At 59.4% G+C, this 17,999-nt stretch carries 12 protein-coding genes; 4 read left to right on the forward strand and 8 right to left on the reverse strand.

Annotated features, from left to right (window positions below; all coding sequences use genetic code 11):
• Positions 1-21: 21 nt before the first annotated feature.
• Positions 22-1,638, forward strand: a complete 1,617-nt coding sequence (locus GQR96_RS10380) for a peptide ABC transporter substrate-binding protein (protein WP_065904153.1) — start codon at positions 22-24, stop codon at positions 1,636-1,638.
• Positions 1,639-1,941: 303 nt separating this feature from the next.
• Here GQR96_RS10380 and GQR96_RS10385 read toward each other — a convergent pair whose 3' ends face one another.
• Positions 1,942-2,826: a LysR family transcriptional regulator gene (locus tag GQR96_RS10385; protein WP_004203922.1), complete on the reverse strand. Its 885-nt coding sequence runs from the start codon at positions 2,824-2,826 to the stop codon at positions 1,942-1,944.
• 169 nt (positions 2,827-2,995) lie between these two features.
• Here GQR96_RS10385 and GQR96_RS10390 point away from each other — a divergent pair, with 169 nt between their 5' ends.
• The 3 genes from GQR96_RS10390 to GQR96_RS10400 all read left to right on the forward strand — a co-directional run bounded on the left by GQR96_RS10390 (position 2,996) and on the right by GQR96_RS10400 (position 6,348).
• Positions 2,996-4,129: an alpha/beta hydrolase gene (locus GQR96_RS10390; RefSeq protein WP_043521183.1), complete on the forward strand. Its 1,134-nt coding sequence runs from the start codon at positions 2,996-2,998 to the stop codon at positions 4,127-4,129.
• A gap of 68 nt (positions 4,130-4,197) precedes the next feature.
• The gene (locus GQR96_RS10395; protein WP_065904018.1) at positions 4,198-5,400 is read left to right on the forward strand and encodes an MFS transporter; all 1,203 of its coding nucleotides are present in this window, start codon (positions 4,198-4,200) and stop codon (positions 5,398-5,400) included.
• A 78-nt stretch (positions 5,401-5,478) separates the two neighbouring features.
• Complete coding sequence (locus GQR96_RS10400; protein WP_017898781.1) at positions 5,479-6,348, forward strand: aldo/keto reductase; 870 nt, start codon at positions 5,479-5,481, stop codon at positions 6,346-6,348.
• A gap of 24 nt (positions 6,349-6,372) precedes the next feature.
• On the opposite strand, the gene GQR96_RS10405 is transcribed toward GQR96_RS10400, so the two are convergent.
• The 7 genes from GQR96_RS10405 to GQR96_RS10435 are packed head-to-tail and all read right to left on the reverse strand — an operon-like array spanning position 6,373 to position 17,756.
• Positions 6,373-8,571, reverse strand: coding sequence for a glycoside hydrolase family 2 protein (locus GQR96_RS10405; protein WP_065904021.1), 2,199 nt, complete (start codon positions 8,569-8,571; stop codon positions 6,373-6,375).
• Positions 8,561-11,254 (reverse strand): hybrid sensor histidine kinase/response regulator, encoded by a 2,694-nt coding sequence (locus tag GQR96_RS10410; RefSeq protein WP_065904024.1) that lies wholly within the window; start codon positions 11,252-11,254, stop codon positions 8,561-8,563. The genes GQR96_RS10405 and GQR96_RS10410 overlap by 11 nt, the downstream gene beginning before the upstream one ends.
• A gap of 2 nt (positions 11,255-11,256) precedes the next feature.
• The gene (locus tag GQR96_RS10415; protein ID WP_004179506.1) at positions 11,257-11,691 is read right to left on the reverse strand and encodes a globin; all 435 of its coding nucleotides are present in this window, start codon (positions 11,689-11,691) and stop codon (positions 11,257-11,259) included.
• Positions 11,688-13,082 (reverse strand): DUF3131 domain-containing protein, encoded by a 1,395-nt coding sequence (locus GQR96_RS10420; protein WP_049002892.1) that lies wholly within the window; start codon positions 13,080-13,082, stop codon positions 11,688-11,690. The genes GQR96_RS10415 and GQR96_RS10420 overlap by 4 nt, the downstream gene beginning before the upstream one ends.
• Positions 13,067-14,614 (reverse strand): DUF3131 domain-containing protein, encoded by a 1,548-nt coding sequence (locus GQR96_RS10425; protein WP_065904031.1) that lies wholly within the window; start codon positions 14,612-14,614, stop codon positions 13,067-13,069. Before GQR96_RS10425 ends, GQR96_RS10420 begins: the two co-directional genes overlap by 16 nt.
• Complete coding sequence (locus tag GQR96_RS10430; RefSeq protein WP_040146309.1) at positions 14,611-15,942, reverse strand: DUF3131 domain-containing protein; 1,332 nt, start codon at positions 15,940-15,942, stop codon at positions 14,611-14,613. Before GQR96_RS10430 ends, GQR96_RS10425 begins: the two co-directional genes overlap by 4 nt.
• Entirely contained in the window at positions 15,939-17,756 is a 1,818-nt protein-coding gene (locus GQR96_RS10435; protein WP_023318062.1) for a glycosyltransferase family 2 protein, read from the reverse strand. Before GQR96_RS10435 ends, GQR96_RS10430 begins: the two co-directional genes overlap by 4 nt.
• Between the last annotated feature and the right edge of the window lie 243 nt (positions 17,757-17,999).

The following is a 17,999-nucleotide window of genomic DNA, read 5'->3' on the forward strand; positions in this document are numbered from 1 at the left end:
TCTCATTTTAAAGGGGATCTTATGAAGTATCCTGTCGCTTTGACATGCGGCGCGCTGTGGTTAGCCAGCGTATCTTCTCTGGCCTGGGCGGCGGACGTACCGCCGGGCACGGTACTGGCGGAAAAACAGCAGTTGGTGCGCCATATCAAAGATGAACCCGCCTCGTTAGATCCCGCCAAAGCGGTGGGCCTGCCGGAAATCCAGGTGATCCGCGATCTGTTTGAAGGTTTAGTCAATCAGGATGCGAAAGGCAACCTGGTGCCGGGGGTGGCGACCCGCTGGCAGAGCAATGATAACCGCGTCTGGACCTTTACCCTGCGCGATAACGCCCGCTGGTCCGACGGTACGCCGGTCACCGCCGAGGATTTCGTCTATAGCTGGCAGCGTCTGGTGGATCCGAAAACCACTTCGCCGTTCGCCTGGTTCGCGGCGCTGGCGGGGATCGCCAACGCGCAGAACATCATCGACGGCAAAGCCGCGCCGGAGACCCTGGGGGTCACCGCCGTCGACGCCCACACCCTGCGGGTGCAGCTGGATAAGCCGCTGCCATGGTTCAGCAACCTGACCGCCAGCTTTGCCTTCTATCCGGTGCAAAAAGCCAATGTCGACAGCGGCGCGAACTGGACGCGGCCCGGCAGCCTGGTGGGCAACGGCGCCTATGTTCTCAAAGATCGCGTCGTGAATGAAAAGCTGGTGCTGGTGCCGAACAACCACTACTGGGATAACGCCAAAACGGTGATCCAGCAGGTCACCTTTGTGCCGATCAACCAGGAGTCCGCCGCCACCAAGCGCTATCTGGCCGGCGATATCGATATCACCGAATCTTTCCCGAAAAATATGTACCAGAAGCTGGTGAAGGATATTCCTGGACAGGTGTATACCCCGCCGCAGCTGGGCACCTACTATTACGCCTTTAATACCCAAAAAGGGCCGACAGCGGACGAGCGGGTGCGACTGGCGCTGAGTATGACCATCGATCGCCGGGTGATGGCGGAGAAAGTGCTAGGGACCGGCGAAAAACCGGCCTGGCGTTTCACACCGGACGTAACGGCGGGCTTCACGCCGCAGCCCTCGCAGTTTGAGAGTATGAGTCAGGCCGAGCTTAACGCCCAGGCGAAAGCCCTGTTGGCCGCCGCCGGCTATGGCCCGAATCGCCCGCTGAAGCTGACGCTGCTGTATAATACCTCTGAGAACCATCAGAAGATTGCCATCGCGGTGGCGTCGATGTGGAAGAAGAACCTCGGCGTGGATGTGAAACTGCAGAATCAGGAGTGGAAAACCTATATCGACAGCCGCAACACCGGCAATTTCGATGTGATCCGCGCCTCCTGGGTAGGGGATTACAACGAGCCGTCCACTTTCCTGTCGCTACTGACTTCCACCCACAGCGGAAATATTTCCCGTTTTAACGATCCGGCGTACGACAAAATCCTCGCCCAGGCGGCGGTGGAGAATTCGGCCAAAGCGCGTAACGACGATTACAACGCGGCGGAGAAGATCATTATGGCCAAAGCGCCAATTGCGCCGATCTACCAGTACACCAACGGTCGGCTGATTAAGCCGTGGCTGAAAGGCTACCCGATCACCAACCCGGAAGATGTGGCCTACAGCCGTACCATGTATATCGTTAAACACTGATGCGTACTGGCCTCCTGCTCAGGGCAGGTAGCCATTGCTGAACCCAGAGCTGGCGCGGATTGCGGCGCCAGTTATTTATTAATAAGTAAATCAGCCAATTGAGAATTTGGTGCTTTAAGCTTTGCCAGATCTTAAAAATTAATATCGTCATTCCTATAATGATGAACCATAACTAAATAACATTTTATGTTCGAAATATATAAAAAGGCTGTCCTTTTCATATTATATATTCAGTAACTGGTCGCACCGAAGATCGACTTAAGTGAAAATACCAGTTTTCTGTAAGCCTGAAGGCGACCTCTACTACATTCGCAATGTATCAATGACCGCTCTCAGCGCGGGCGACACATTTCGGTGCGGGTAATAGAGAAATGAACCTTCCAGACGCTGGCTATAGCGCTGGAGCACCCGGATAAGCGTACCGCGTTGCAGATCATCTGTGACCAGCTCCTCCGGGACATAAGCCAGTCCCAGCCCCAGCCGCGCCGCTTTGGCCTCCATATAGCTGTCGGCGAAAGCCCACTGTCCCTGAGGCGGGTGGGTAATTTTTTTGCCTTCCACGTTAAGTTCCCAGGCGTACAGGCTGCCGTCGCCGAACTGATAGGCGATGCAGGGATGACCGGTTAAATCGGCAGGGGTTTGCGGAAAGCCGTAGCGACGAAAATGCTCCGGGGTTCCGACAACCGCCATCTCCATATCGGGCGAAATACGTACCGCAATCATGCCACTCCCCACTTCCGGGCCCAGACGCACGCCCGCATCGAAACGCTCCGCAATAATATCGACGAACCGGCTTTCGGTGATCAGTTCCAGGCGGATATCGGGATAGCGTTGTTTAAATATCGCCAGCTTAGGCAGCAGAACTTTATCAATAGCGTGCTGGCTGGCATTGATGCGAACCGTACCGGACGGTGTTTGCCGATAATGGGCCAGCGTGGCGAGTCCCATATCTAAGGCGTCGAAACCGGATTCGACATTGTGATAGAGCTGCTCACCCGCCTGAGTGAGCGACAACCGGCGGGTGGTGCGCACCAGAAGCTGAACGCCCAGCCGCTCTTCGAGTTCGCGAACCGCACGGCTGATCCCGGACTGCGCCAGACCCAGTCGTTGCGCTGCGGCGGTAAAACTGCCTTCCCGCACCACCTGCATAAACAGGTAGAGGTCATTATAGTTTTCCCGTTTCGCCATCTTCCGCCTCGTAACAATCGCGCTATTTAGAACTAAATGGTATTAATCTTAGCATTTTTTAGCCTCTAATAAGCATTTTTATTGCTAGCTACAATAAGCGCATGACAACAAAGCCCAGCAGCGTTGTCCTCTGGAGACTGGTTTTCACACGTTTATTTAGGGGGATTTAATGACGGTTTTCAGCAAAAAAATGACAGCCACGATACCCGCCATGCTGCTTTGCGCCTTATTAAGTGGAGCCACAACGATGAGTTATGCTGATACAACTAACCCGAACGCACCTGTTTCATTGATTGAACAATGGGATAAAACATTCCCGGAGAGCGCAAAAGTGGATCACCGTAAGGTGACCTTTCAGAACCGCTACGGGATTACCTTAGTTGGAGATCTCTACCTGCCGAAGGATCGCGGTGAACGCAAACTGGCAGCTATTGCTGTGAGCGGTCCCTTCGGCGCGGTAAAAGAGCAGTCCAGCGGCCTGTATGCCCAGACGCTGGCCGAACAGGGGTTTGTCACCCTGGCGTTTGACCCATCCTATACGGGCGAAAGCGGTGGCTACCCACGCAACGTGGCCTCACCGGATATCAATACCGAGGATTTCAGTGCCGCGGTGGACTTTCTGGGCCTGCAAAAAGAGGTGGATCGCAACCGTATCGGTTTGCTCGGCATTTGCGGCTGGGGTGGTATGGCCCTAAACGACGCGGCGATGGATACACGCGTCAAAGCGGTGGCGACCAGCGTCATGTATGACATGAGCCGCGCGATGGGTCATGGGGTAGGCGATGGCAAAGACCGCTACACGACAGCCGACCGCCGAGCGGTACTGCAGTACTTGAACGCGCAGCGCTGGAAGGATGCGGCAAACGGCACTTTCGCCCCAGGTGGGCATGACATATATGTTGATGATAAAGGCAACGTCAGCGCTGCCGCTCGTATTTTGCCGGAAACCTTGCCCGCCAACCCCAACCCGGTGCTGAAAGAGTTCTTCGATTATTACCGTATGCCGCGAGGTTTCCATGCGCGTTCGGTTAATTCAACCGGGGCATGGAATGCGACGATGCCGCTGTCGTTTATGAATATGCCGCTGCTGAGTTACGCCAGCGAAGTGACTATTCCGACGCTTATTGTGACCGGCGAACAAGCCCATTCACGCTATTTTGCCGAAGATGCTTTCAAGGCGATCGGCAGCAAAGAGAAAGCGCTGGTGATTGTCCCTGGGGCAAACCATGTCGACCTCTATGACAACGCCGCGGGCAAAATTCCCTTTGCTACGTTCGCGCAGTTTTTCGAAACCAACCTGTAATCGCTCTCCTGTGCCGGAGACATCCCCAAAGCCGCCTGCTGGCGGCTTTGTTTTGTCGGAGATAAATAATGTCTGGATTACATAACACCCGCGCATACTGGAGCGGCGTCCTGGCGATGACGCTCTGCGTATTTGTGCTCATTGCCTCAGAGTTTATGCCGGTCAGTCTGTTGACACCCATCGCGGGTGATTTACACATTACCGAGGGATTAGCAGGCCAGGGGATCGCGCTTTCTGGCGCGCTGGCGGTACTGACCAGCCTGACGATTTCCCGTCTTACCGGGTCGCTGGACCGTAAATGGCTGCTGCTGGGGCTCACGGCGCTGATGGCGGCCTCAGGATTGATGATTGCCCAGGCGTCCAGTTTTCCGGTTTATATGCTGGGCAGGGCGCTCATCGGGATCGTCATTGGCGGATTCTGGTCATTGTCGGCAGCAACGGCCATTCGGCTGGTGCCGCAACGCCAGGTTCCCCGCGCGCTGGCCATTTTTAACGGTGGTAACGCATTGGCCACGGTCGTCGCGGCCCCGCTGGGCAGCTACCTGGGGGCCACCGTCGGCTGGCGCGGCGCCTTTTTATGTCTCGTCCCGCTGGCGATGGTAGCCTTCATCTGGCAATGCGTTAGCCTGCCATCGATGAAAAGTCAGCGCGCACCAGAGCGGCAGGGAACCGTGCTGCGTCTGTTCCGTCGCTCGACGGTATCCCTTGGATTGTTGGCCTGCGGGCTGTTCTTTATTGGGCAGTTTACCTTATTTACCTATGTGCGACCGTTTCTGGAGATAGTGACTCGAGTCAAGCCTTCTGGCCTCTCCCTGATATTACTGGCGATTGGCGCCGCCGGTTTTGTCGGCACGCTGCTTATTACGACCGTTCTGAACGCCCGGTTTTATCCGACACTGGTGGCTATCCCTTTGTTAATGGCCGCGATTGCCGGAACGCTTCTGCTGGCCGGGCACCACACAGGTTCAGTCGCCGTACTGTTAAGCCTGTGGGGCCTGCTGGCGACGGCAGCGCCCACCGGCTGGTGGACATGGATTGCGCGGACGCTGCCCGAGGATGCGGAGGCGGGCGGTGGTCTGATGGTCGCCGTGATCCAACTATCGATTGCCCTCGGGTCAACGGCAGGAGGCCTGGTGTTTGATAGTCTGGGATGGCGCAGCACTTTTGCTCTGAGCGGTCTGTTACTTTTGGGCGCGGCAGGGGGGAGCTTCCTGCTTTCTGTCAAACACAGGAGATATCAGCGCACTGCGATTAATGAGCTGGATGCATAAGTCAAATCACAAATGACGGGGTAATCGCGGCGATGTTTCTGGTCTATCATGAAATTTTTAACAAACTGAGACTGCACCGTGGAATATTGTGTATTAAGTAACAACCGTAAAATGCCGATGCTGGGTTTTGGCGTTTTTAAGGTGACCGATAAAGCAGAGTGTAAGCGGGCGGTGCTGAACGCTATTCGTACCGGCTATCGCCTTATCGATACCGCTGCCGTCTACGATAATGAAGATGCGGTGGGGGAGGCCGTTCGCGAAGCCATCGCCGAAGGTCTGTGTACCCGCGAGGCGCTATTTATCACCTCCAAACTGTGGGTTCAGGACATGGCCAACGCCGGGATGGCGAAAGCCGGTATCGCCGCGTCCTTAAAAAAATCCGGGCTGGAATACTTCGATCTTTATCTGTTGCATCAGGCGATGGGCGATTATTTCAGCGCCTGGCGCGCGCTGGAGGAGGCTTATGAGGCCGGTATCCTGAAAGCGATTGGCGTGTCCAATTTCTACGCCCATGTGTTAGCGAACTTCTGCGAAACCGTCAGAATTAAGCCGATGGTGAACCAGGTCGAACTGCATCCTTATTTCGCCCAGCCCGCGGCGCTGGAAACCATGAAGCACTATCACGTTCAGCCGGAAGCCTGGGCGCCGTTAGGCGGCGGCAGACATAACCCGTATGAAGAGGCAACGCTGCAGGAGATTGCCGATGCCCATCATAAAACCATTGCGCAGGTTATCCTGCGCTGGAACGTGCAGCGTGGCGTCACGGTAATTCCAAAATCCACCCGCCAGGAGCGTATTGAAGAGAACTTTGCCATCTGGGATTTCTCGCTCACCGCGCGCGAAATGGCGCAAATCAGCGCTCTGGATTTAGGCTATGTCGGCGAAGCGGTAAAACACTTTAACCCTCAATTCGTTCGCGGTTGTCTGGGGGTGAAAATCCACGACTGATCGCGGCTCAGCGGGAAGCCTCCTTCATTTCGCTGCCTGGGCCGCGGCGACGGGTTCGCTATGCTGGTTAGCCCCCACGCGTTTGCCGCGACGGTTGTCGATGCGGTAGACGATCGTCACGGGCTGCTGGCCGGCGGGGGTGACGGTCAGCTCCCTGACCATCTGGCCGGCGTCGGGCGGCAGGGTCCGCGTGGTTTCCCCCTGAGTCAGTATCCGACCATTTTGCCTGACCTGCCAGGTCAGGCGACAATCCTCGCAGGCTGTCCAGGTATCGTTAATCGCCCACAGGCGCACCGTCGCCGGGCTACCCTGACGCCAGCTGGCGGTCACCGGCTCGATGGACGGCAGGATCGGCTGATAGGCGCGCTGCAGGGCATAGTAACCCGCCTTTGGCTGGCGCAGATAATCCACCACCCCCCAGTTGATGGAGGGCCATGTCTCGACAAACATAAACTGGAACAAGGCGGTCACCGGCTGATAACGCTGGCGACGATAGCTCTCCGCCGCCAGGGCCACCAGCCTGGCCTGATACGCCTGGGTGTTTTCAATCATCTCCTGAATATTGTTGCCTCGCGGAATCCCGGCGAATTTAAAGGTCTGGAAAGGCTGAAAATTATGGTACTTCCATCGCACCCAGCCGGGATCGTCGGCGGCGGTGGTTTTCGGCCACAGCAGACGGGCCGGGATAATGGTCTTCAGGGTGGAGAGGCGGGGCAGCGCCTGGGCGCCAAACTCGGTAATAATCCCGGTTTTCGCCGGGGCGAGCAGGTCGCGCAGGGTGCCGAAATACCACCCTGCCCAGTAGTGCTCTTCGACAGCGGAAAAGCGATGCACGATGCGGGAGGTGTCTTCCGCCAGCGCATCGCCCACCCGCTGCGTCAGGGTCTGGTTTAAGGTTTTACGCCAGTCGGGGAAGCGTTTCTCCATCCACGGCGAGTTCCACGGCGGCTCGTTGTGACCGCCCCAGACAATAATCGCCGGCGAATTGCCGAACTGGTCCATCATCGCCCGGGTCTGGCGCACGGCGTTATCGGCGAAGGCGGCGCTGTCATCATAACCCCACTGCAGCGGGACATCCTGCCAAATTATGAGTCCCATCTCATCGGCCACCTCATACAGCGCGCGGCCCGCCACGTGGCCATGAACGCGGATGGCGTTGGCGTTCATCGCCGTGACCAGTCTGAAATCCCGGAGATACTTTTTCCGCGTCATGGTGCTCAGCCACGGCGAGCCAATATAGTTGCTGCCCTTGATGAACAGCCGTCTGTCATTGATGCGCCAGCCCTGATTATCCGCCAGCGCTTCCACCTTACGTAATCCGGTGCGGGTGACGGCGGTATCCATGATCCCCCGCTTATCCACGAGGGTGGCGCGCACGCGGTACAGGTTCGGTTTACCTGTGCCCACCGGCCACCAGAGCTTTGCCGAGGGCATGGGCAGCGAGACGCGCAGAATGCCTGCGGTATTCTCCAGGGTGACCGCAAAGGCCTGCTGAAAAGGCGGGCCAGAAAAATTGTCCGGGGTGGCCGTCAGGCGCAGCGTGACGGGGCCGGGCGTCACGGCCCGATAGCGGATTTCGGCACGCAGCATGGGCTTCTCCAGCCCCTGTCGCCAGTCCGGGCGCAGGATCACCTCGTCGATAGTGACGCCGCGGCTCAGATGGAGCTTCACCGGCGCCCAGATCCCCCCGGAGTTGGCATCCTGCCCCTGAACCGACCAGGCGCCGCCCGGACGGGTATCGTGCTGATTGAGGATCCCTTTCATCAGCGTCTTGTGCAGCGGCCAGATTTTTTGCGGGTCTTCATAGGGGCTGTCGACCCGCACGGCGAGCTGATTATGGCGGCGAACGGCCCCGGTGATGTCCACCGGGAAGCGCTGAAAATAGCCTTCGTGCCGGGTCAGCGTCTTGCCGTTGAGCGCTACCTCGGCAAAGTAATCGACGCCGTCAAACACCAGCGTAGCCATGGCGTCCGGCGTCAGGCCATGCAGGGTAAATTGATGGCGATACCACAGGGCGCCCTGATGATCGTATCCGGCGCTGTACCAGTTTGCCGGTACCCGCAGCGTGCGCCAGTCGCCGTCCGAAGCCTGCGCGCCGGCGAAGGCGCTGTCGTTGGCGTCATGCACCCGCCATTGTCCGGCCAGTGACCAGGTCACCGGCGCAGAACCGGCGTGCGCCAGCGGCAGGCAAATGACCAGCAGCAGAAGACGTCTAGCGATCACGGGGAACCTCCTGCGTTCTGCGGCGCAGCCACAGGTGGCAGCCCGCGATCGCCTCGGTCAGCGCGTCGCGCAGGTCGCCCGGCACGCTTTGGTCTGGCGAGGCCGCCTGGCTCTCCAGCCGCTGGAGCACACTGGCAAGGCGTTGAAAACCTAGGGTGGCCGCCTCGCCGCGCAGCTTGTGGGCGGCGCGGCGCCATGTCTCCCGGTCATTGGCGTCAATGGCGTGGTTGAGGGCGGCGGCCGCAGCATTAAGTCCTGCAGCGAAGAGTCCCAGCAACTCCTCGACAAGCTCAGGATCGTCGGCGCACTGTTTCAGCAGGCGGGCTTCGTCCGGCAGGCCTTCCTCTTCCTCCGGCGCGCTATCTTCCGCCGCGCCGACGCGGGCGATGGCTTCCCGTAGCGCCTCCTGGCTCACCGGCTTGGCGATATAGCCGTCAAAACCCATCGCCAGACAGCGTTCTCTATCGCCCTGCATAGCGTGGGCGGTCATGGCAATCGCGGGCTGATGTTGCCTGCCCAGCGCCTGGGTCTCTTCCCGCAGCAGGCGGATGGCGGTTTCACCGTCCATCTCCGGCATTTGCAGATCGATCAGCAGAAGATCCCAGCAGGCTGCGCGCCAGCGCTCCAGCGCTTCCCGACCGTTGTTCACTACCTCGCAGCGGTGACCCAACTGCTCCAGCAGCCGTCTGGCGACCTTCTGGTTTACCAGGTTGTCCTCGGCGAGCAGGATATTTAGCCCGGTCTGGTCCCTGACCGGTTGCGCAACGGGGGCAGGCGTTGTCGTCACCACCGGCGTGGGCACCAGAATGCCGGCGATAACCTGATGCAGTTCGCGCTGTGCCACCGGTTTATGCAGATAGTGGGCAATGCCGATGCGCTTAAGCATATTGGCGTCAAAATGACGGCTCATGGAGCTGAGCATAATAATCTGGCTTTGCCTGGCTTCAGGCAAAGCGGAGAGCTCCAGCGCCAGGGATACGCCGTCCATATCCGGCATCTGCGCGTCCAGCAGGATCAGCGGCCATGGCGGGCCTTCGGCGGCCCGGCGTAGCGCCTCGCCAGCGTTGTTCACGCAGGTTGGCATCAGTCCCATCTGGCGAAGCATGGCGTCAAGCAGGCGCAGGTTGGTGCTGTTGTCGTCAACCACCAGCACCCGCTGGTGATTGAAGCGGCTCAGCGGGGCGCTACCGGAGGCCGCGGCGTTCAGGCCTTCCAGCGGCAGGGTGAAGGCAAATTCGCTGCCTGCCCCAGGCTGGCTCTCCACCGTCAGCTCACCGCCCATCAGGCTGACCAGGCGGGCCGAAATGGTTAACCCCAGTCCGGTGCCGCCGTAGCGACGGGTGGTAGAGCTATCGGCCTGGCTGAAGGCCTCGAAGATCGCCTTTTGCTTCTCCGGGGCAATGCCGATGCCGGTATCGCGAATGCGAAAGCACCAGCGGTTTTCGTCCTCGGCCGGCGCTATCGCCAGCAGGACCTCCCCCTGATGAGTGAACTTCAGGGCATTACCCAGCAGGTTGGTCAGGATTTGCCGCAGCCGGGGGCCATCGACGATCAGCACCTCAGGCACCGCAGGGGAGATATCCACCAGCAGCTCAATGCCCTTTTCGCTGGCGGCAGGCATATGCGGGCGGATCAGCGACTGAACAAAAGGGCGGATCTCCAGCGGCTCTACGTCCACCTGCATCTTGCCCGACTCAATGCGTGAAAAATCAAGAATGTCATTGATAATGTGCAGCAGCGACTGGGCTGAGCTCATCACCAGCGAAAGGTACTCCCGCTGCTCCGCGGTCAGCGGCGTGTCGAGGCAGAGCTGCGTCATGCCGAGAATGCCGTTCATCGGGGTGCGGATTTCGTGGCTCATATTGGCGAGGAAAGCGCTTTTCGCTTCGTTCGCCTCACGGGCCTCCTTCGCCGCCTCAATGGCCAGCAGCTCTGCGGCTTTGCGCCGGGTAATATCCTGCAAGGTGCCGATCACCCGCTCTGCCTGCTGCTGCATGTTGAGGGTGACGATCTGCCCCGAGAGCAGCATCCAGCGCCAGCCCTGCGTCGGGTGCTGGACGCGAAGCTCACATTCAAAAACCGGCATGTGCTCGTTTTGCGAGGCGATCATCGCCTGCTGCAGAGTGGCGCGATCGTCCTCGTGGACCAGGTTGAGCATAAAGCGCAGCGGAAAGCGCCACTGCGCCCGCGACTGGCCGACCATCGCCAGCAGGGTGTCATTCACCTGCAGGCTGTCGCCGGAGACCTGCCAGTCCCAGATGCCGATCTGGATCGACTCCGCGGTGAATAAAAAGTCATCATGCAGTTGATGACGCGAACGCCGGGCCTCGTCAAGCTCGGTGATGTCGGTATGCAGGCTGACAATCCCGCCATCCGCCAGCCGCTGATGCTGAACGTAAATCCGGCGGTTGCCCGACTGGCGGACCTCGCAGTGGTTCGTCTGGCGGCAGTTGCGGATAATCGCCTCGCGCAGCGTCTGTTGCCGGCCTGGGTCGATGTTATATCCGGCATCGATAAACTTCTCCGCCAGGCTCTCAAGAGAGGCGCCGACGGCGAGCCAGGGCGCGATCGTTGGATAAAACAGCGCCACCTTATCATTCCAGGCCTGCAGTCGTTCGCGCTCATCGTAGATCATCACCGCCGAGGGCAGGAGGTTAAGGTCGTTACGGTTAGCGGCATGCATGATTACTGGCCAACAGTTTGATAGTGGAGCTCCGCCTGGCGGCGCAGATACTCGAGCCCAGGGGCGATGGCCATTGCCCATGCGGTGAGGATCTCCTCATCGCACAGCGGATCGCAGGCGCGGACGGTTTTGAGCATCGCTTCCCGCCAGAGGGCAAAAAACCGCGGCGGTAGACGCAGGCCTTCCTCGCTCTGCGCTCGCGCCAGCCGTTCCAGAAAATCGGGTACAAAGAGGTCGCCGTTGACCGCCAGCATGGCGAAAAAGCTCTTAAAGATCATCTGCTGGCCTTCCTCACCGGAGCGTTGGGAGAAGTGCTGCTCGGTTTCCGGTGACATATGGATAAAGGTGCTGTAGAAGGCCTGGAAGAAGCGCTGTTTGTCGTGCTCTGGTACGACGCGATTCAGGCTGGCTTCAAAGAGATCGCGATAAAACTTCATGGTGCGCTCCTCATGACCCGTTCGCCCGGCAGGCAGCGGCGGGGCGGGTTAAATTCGTCCGTCGCGCGGTGGGCAAAGTAGCTGTTGTCATCCGCGAGGCCGTTTTTGAACAACGGCCCGGCGTTGTGTTTGTAAAACAGCGCCTCCAGCACCATGGCGTTGGTGGAGAGGGTGAGGGTGGCGTTGACGTCGCCGGTGGCCTCGACCCGTCCTTCAAACCAGCCGCGCTGCGGGTCGTTAAGATGGGTAGTGACCGCCATCAGCGCATCGGTATACTCGGTTTCCCACAGCGTCCACAGGACAAAGACCGCTTTGGTGGTCACCTGCGCCAGCCGGGGGTAGTACTTCCCGTCGTCCCCGAGCGTATTCCAGGCGTAGCCATTCCCCCAGACGGTGTCTTCCACGTGCCAGGGCGCCTGGGTAAGCGAAAAATCGGCCCGGGCGGTAAGCACCTTATCCTGCGTCCAGCGCGTTTTCTGGCTGAGCCATATCCCTTCCGCCCGCTCGCGCATGGCTTTTTGCGCCATCTCCGGCACGCCGGGCGGCTGCCAGCCGAACTCCAGTCCAGGCAGCATGGCGGGCAGTGTAGAGAGCACCACGGGTTGCCAGGTGGTTCGCGGGTCGCGGTCGTCAACGGCGAGGCGGCGCTGATAAATAATCACATGGCGCGTCGGGGGGGAGAGGGCCTTGCCGGCCGGAAATCCCCACAGGCGAAACGCGCTGGCGGCGTATTCACTGTCTCCCAGCCGGAGCTCCTCGCGGATCGTCCGCTGACCGTTCTGCAGTGAGGCGGACCACAGCTCCCCGTCTTTATCGATAACCGGACAGAAGTTCCAGCGCAGGACAATTTTATCAATGTATTCACCATACTGCGGTGCGCGTTCGGCGGTGAGCCGCAGGGCGAGCATCAGTCGGGCCATATCTTTTGCTGACCAGCCGCTGGCCGCCGGTTTGCCGCTGAAGTCGACAGGGGTCGCGGTCTGAGTGGAGTATAGCCTGCCCGGCGAACCGCCGCCGGTCAGCGTCAGGCGATTGAGGGTGCCGAGCAGGGGCGTCAGGCGGGCGTCGAATTCCGCTTCCTTTACCAACCCCAGCTCTCTGGCGGCGAGCAGGGCGATAAGGGTGTCGCCCATCTGCCATAGCGTTGCGCGGGGCTGTTTGTCGCTGCCGTTGACCAGGCCGGTTTGCGGCTGGGTATTGTTCTCGACGTACCGCCAGGCGATCTGCGCCCACGTTCGCTCCTGCGGCGTCAGGCTGCTGATACGGGCAGTGGTGTGCCAGCCGCCTTTGGTCAGCCAGCGCCACCCCGCGCCTTCGCGACCAAACAGCGCCAGGGCGATAAGAAAAAGGACGACGGCGATGGCCAGCCAGCGGGCTATGGTTTTAAGCATTGCGCGGTCACCGGCGGAAGTTTAACGGGCTCGTCAGCCTTGCAGGCGGCACACTGGCAGGCCTGGCAGGCGGGTTTGGTGCGCTGGGTGGTCCCGGTCTGCTCGCACCATGTTTTGACGGCGGGGGTGTTGCTCAGGAACGGGCGATTGCGCGGGCCGTTATTGGGTTCAAAGAGATCCACCAGCTTCTTGTCCCACAGCGACGGGGCGAAATCGCGGTTTTTCGGATTGTCGCTGGAAAACTGCAGCAGTTTTCCCTCCTTTTTAAATAGCAGTGCTTCCAGCATGATGCCGTTGTTGTTGGCGGTAAACTCATTGATTGGCCCGTCGCCGTTCTCATACAACCCCTCGTAATAGCCTTTTCCCGCTTCGTTCGCGTTTTCAATGGCGTCCAGCAGACGATCGGTATAGGGCGAGTTCCACAGCACCCACATCCCCATCGCCGCTTTGAGCGACACGGCGGCGCTATTCGGTACGAACTGGCCTTTGTCGGTTATGGTGTTCCAGTTAAACCCGTCGCTGAACACGGTGTCATAGACAAAGTACGGGGATTTATCGAGCTGATGCTCGGAGCGGGCGGTGAGGATCCCGGTGATGGCGTAGCGATTCTCCTGGGCCTGGTAGACCCGGTCAGCGAAGTTTTTCATCCAGGGATGGGAGTACTCGCGCGGGCTGTTGTTCCGGTCACCAGGGTTATTAAAGCCAAACTCCATGCCATACAGCACGTAGGATTCACTGACCACATAGTTATGCTGGCTGGTTTGCCGTGGGTCGCGCGAATCATAGGGGACCAGCACGCAGTAAATCTCCGCCAGCTCGTAGGGCTGCGGCCGGCTGGCCTGACAGGTGTTAAATCCCCACAGCTGAAAGCCCGCCGCGCCGTACTCCTCGTATCCCAGACGGCCTTCCTGAACGTATTTGGGCTGGCCGTTTTCCAGATACGCCCCGTACAGCGTGCCGCAGGGATCGACCACATGGCTAAAATCCCACCCCAGCACCACATTATCGATGCTGTTGCTGTATTCCGGATAGCGCTCCTTGATCACCTTCAGCCAGATCAGCATTCTGCCGATATCCAGCGCCGAAAAGCCGATTTCACCCGGCTTGTTCTGGTAGTTAACCTTTTGTCCGCTTATCGTGTTATAGGCTTTGTTGGGTAGTTCGTTACGGAATAAATCGAGCTTATTCAACGTGGCGAGAAACTTCAGCATCCGACGGTCAAACTCCGCCTTATCAATAATCCCCAACTCACGGGCTGCGGTCATCGCGGCCAGATAGGAGGCGCTGTCCCACATGGTGGTGGAGGGGTATTTGTTTACCGCATTCACCAGCCCGGTGGTGGGCTGAAAGTTGGCGACGAAGTATTGCCAGGCGTTTCTGGCGATAGTCATCTCCCTCGGCGTCAGCTCCCCGCTGCGCGGGGCGTATTCCGCAGCCGGCAGACCGGTCGCGGCCTGCGCGCCGGAGAGCGAGAGCCACAGCGCCATGAGTCCGGCCAGCAGGGGAAAACGGGAAAAATAGGTCAGCTTCATGGCGTTGCTCCTGCTGAGGAAGAGGGTAGAGGGGCAGGGCTCAGGCAGGCCAGACACAGCATCTGCCCCCGGGAAATGTAGGCCAGGCTTTCCAGCACGATCGCGTTGGTATCGCCGTCAATAACGTCGTTGACGCTGCGGTTGAGATTTAACCCTCGCTGCCAGCCCTTGCCCGGGACCTGCAGCGTCTGCACCTGCTGGCGCAGCGCCTCGCTCCAGCTATTACGGAACAGGGCGTACCAGGCAAAGGCGGTGCGGGTGGAGGTGATCGCCGTTTGCTCCGGGGCGGCGCTGCGTGGGGCGAAGGCGCTCTGCGGCTGCCGGTCCGCCAGCGCGCTGGCATAATCCGGCGCGGGCTCGGCGTAGTCAGTGCTGATCGGCGGCTTGCTGACCCTCAGGCTATGACGGCGCTGCTGGATTTGCATGATGCGCCAGGCGATCTCCGCACTCTGCGCGTCAAAGCCCAGCTCAAGTCCGGTGAGCAGGTACGGCAGGCTGATCAGCGAAGGCTGCCGACCCCAGGGCGTGCGCAGCCCCTCATCGGGCACCATGATGCCGTCGATATCGATCATCTGCTGCCCCTGCGGCGGGTTGGTCACCGCCAGCCCCGCCGCGCTGTCGATCAACCGCAGCGTATGGCTGGCGTACAGCCGGTAGCCAAAGCTGTCCCGCGGTTCATCCGCCGCCAGCGCCCAGTGGTGCAGCGGCGCCGCGGCCTGGCTGGCGGGGCTGTTGCTGATGAGCGCGCCGACCCGCCACTGATTAAACAGATCCCGCACCGCGGCGGCGTGCTGAGGATAGCGCCAGAGCAGGGTTTGCAGGGCGGTGAGCAGGCGTCCCATACCGATGGCGGAGGAGTCCGGGTTGCCGAGGATCTGCAGCGTGTCGGCATGGTACTGAGCGGCGGGCAATCCCTGGGCGTTGAGGGGCAGTTGACCGAGGGTAAACAGGGCGGCGGCAATGCGCTCATCACCTTCGGCGGCGGTCACAATATGCAGCTGCTCTGCGGCGACCACGGCGAAAAGATAGCTGCCGACGCTCCACAGGCTGAGCCAGGGTTCGCCATCGTGCGCGTTGGCCAGGCCGTTTGGCTGGGTATTGTTGACATAATACTGCCAGGCCACCCGCGCCCAGATCGCCTCGTCAAAGGTCAGCTCGCGCGGGGGAGGGAGCGGCGGAAAATCCTGGCTCAACGTCATCCCGCCGCTGCTCTCGACGCGCGCGGGCATTTGTTTTTCCACCCACACGACAATCGCAAAACCCAGCAGGAAGCCAATGAGGATAGTGAGATAGCTGCGCGCGGATAGCAGGGCGTCGCGGATCCTCATCGGCTCGCCTCCTGCTCTTCGGGGGGCGTCCACATGGCGGCGAAGATCAGTGGCAGCATGGCGGCAATATTCACCGCGCCCCAGAAAATGTTGATGACGTACCCGGAGGGGTCGTCAACCTGACCGCGCGCCACCTGAATACCGCCCCATATCAGCCCCGTCAGGGTGAGCAAAACGATGGCAATTTGCGGCTTGACGAGATAGAGAAAACGGCCCGTCTGTCGCTCTTTCGGCGTAACGTGAAATTTGATCTGCTCCCCGCGCAAAACGGTGTCCAGCGCCCGCAGATTCATCGAGAAAAAGGAGAGGTAAGAGGCCCGGCCGTCCCAGGCAGAAATGCCCCAGGTGCCGAACATAAAGGCCAGTTCGGAGACAATAAAAAAGGGTAAAAAGTGCAGATAGAAAGGGGTAGACCACGCCGACACCGGCGGAATGCCGGTGAAGAGATAGATAACAGGCGAGATCAAGAACACGGTGTTCCACACGCAGGCCAGATACGACCAGAAGGTGGTCGCGTACATCAGCGTTTGCGGCAGCGAGAGTTTAAAGCGGCGTCGGTTGAAGATGTTGTCATGGAACAGGATATCCAGCGATCCGGCGGCGTACTTAAAGCGCTGGATCATCCACGTCAGCATATCCTGCGGAGAGAGCATTTTCGACTCGATCCGCGGGTGCATTACCGAGCGCCAGCGGCGGGCAGCGTCGCCGTGCAGCAGGATGGAGGTATAAATATCTTCCGAGACGTGGAACTTATAGGGCGTCAGTTCAGTATCGAAGGCAACGTGGGGGCGCATGGCGTCCTGCAACGCTTCCCGCGTTGCCGGGTCGCGAATATCCCGCGTATGACGCGCGATTTCGGCGTCAACGCTCCAGACGTAGCTGCGCAGCGCCGCCTGCATCACCGCTTCCCGTCGGTGAACGGAGGCGGCGCCACAGCAGAACGCGGCGTTAGCCCAGTTGCGGCGCCGTAAAATCACGTCGTAAAACATGCGCGGATCGTTGAAAAAAGGATCGCGACCAATGGTCACCGGACCGACGATTTTCTGCGCCAGCCAGCCCACGCCATAGCCTGCGCCGCCTGCTTTACGCCGCAGCCAGCGCGCCAGATCCTCCCCCTCCGGGAGATCGAAAAACCATTGTGGGGTCTGCACCCAGGCGACGTCCGGATCGCGAAAATAGCCGAGCGTGTGGCTCAGCAGGGTCGGGAAAACGCGGGTATCGGCATCACAGATGATCAGAAAGTCGCCATCGGTATGTTCCAGCCCGTTGCGCAGGTTACCGGCCTTATAGCCGATATTGCTCTGACGGGTGATATAGTTCGCCCCCTCCTGCTCGCAGACCGCCTTCATCTCCGGGCGACGCCCGTCGTCAAGGACATGCACCTTATAATCGAGCGGACCAGGATAGGTCATCCGCATGGCGTCACGAATCGATAGCCTGACCAGCTCCACGTCTTCGGAGTAGGTGGCGATAAACAGATCGACTTTAATCGGCCTCGACTCCACCGCTTCATCCGCGCGCAGACAGTCGTTGATCTCCGTCGGGGGGACCCCTGGCGGAGGATCTTTTTCCTGCCATAAATTAATGGTGAACAGAACTGTGCCAATCCACGCCAGGGTTTCCGCCAGCACCAGAGGGATCGCATACCACAGTGCGTCAGTGTTTAAGGAGGCGGTCCAGCGCCAGTAAATATAATTAGCGCCAAGCACCAGGGCGGCCACAGCTAATACCTGCCAAATCATTCTCACCCAGCGCGGGGTGCTGAGCGGTTCAGGCGGTCGGCGATGTTCAAAACGGGAAAAATAAAAATCCATAGCAAGGATATCCTGATTCCGCGCTGGGTTTGAATGACAGGTCTGTTATCGATTGGGGGCGTTCTGCAGAACGCACAGGGGCTTATAAATAACAGTAAAGTGAGTGTAGATGGTGGCGCAAAAATTTCAACAGCGCGAACTGATAGTCACCGGGATGACTTAACATAGTGTGATGCACGCCGGCGGAATTTATAAAACGAACATTGCAAGATAGCCCATTCTACACTATCTAAATAATTTGTA

Source organism: Klebsiella sp. PCX (genome assembly GCF_021869705.1).
Taxonomy (GTDB): Bacteria; Pseudomonadota; Gammaproteobacteria; order Enterobacterales; family Enterobacteriaceae; genus Klebsiella; species Klebsiella quasipneumoniae.

What these genes read in the sequence shown, in the direction of transcription:
- GQR96_RS10380 (WP_065904153.1), top strand. Translation starts at nt 22, where the DNA reads ATGAAGTATCCTGTCGCTTTGACATGCGGCGCGCTGTGGTTAGCCAGC.
- GQR96_RS10385 (WP_004203922.1), bottom strand. Translation starts at nt 2,826, where the DNA reads ATGGCGAAACGGGAAAACTATAATGACCTCTACCTGTTTATGCAGGTG.
- GQR96_RS10390 (WP_043521183.1), top strand. Translation starts at nt 2,996, where the DNA reads ATGACGGTTTTCAGCAAAAAAATGACAGCCACGATACCCGCCATGCTG.
- GQR96_RS10395 (WP_065904018.1), top strand. Translation starts at nt 4,198, where the DNA reads ATGTCTGGATTACATAACACCCGCGCATACTGGAGCGGCGTCCTGGCG.
- GQR96_RS10410 (WP_065904024.1), bottom strand. Translation starts at nt 11,254, where the DNA reads ATGCATGCCGCTAACCGTAACGACCTTAACCTCCTGCCCTCGGCGGTG.
- GQR96_RS10415 (WP_004179506.1), bottom strand. Translation starts at nt 11,691, where the DNA reads ATGAAGTTTTATCGCGATCTCTTTGAAGCCAGCCTGAATCGCGTCGTA.
- GQR96_RS10420 (WP_049002892.1), bottom strand. Translation starts at nt 13,082, where the DNA reads ATGCTTAAAACCATAGCCCGCTGGCTGGCCATCGCCGTCGTCCTTTTT.
- GQR96_RS10425 (WP_065904031.1), bottom strand. Translation starts at nt 14,614, where the DNA reads ATGAAGCTGACCTATTTTTCCCGTTTTCCCCTGCTGGCCGGACTCATG.
- GQR96_RS10430 (WP_040146309.1), bottom strand. Translation starts at nt 15,942, where the DNA reads ATGAGGATCCGCGACGCCCTGCTATCCGCGCGCAGCTATCTCACTATC.
- GQR96_RS10435 (WP_023318062.1), bottom strand. Translation starts at nt 17,756, where the DNA reads ATGGATTTTTATTTTTCCCGTTTTGAACATCGCCGACCGCCTGAACCG.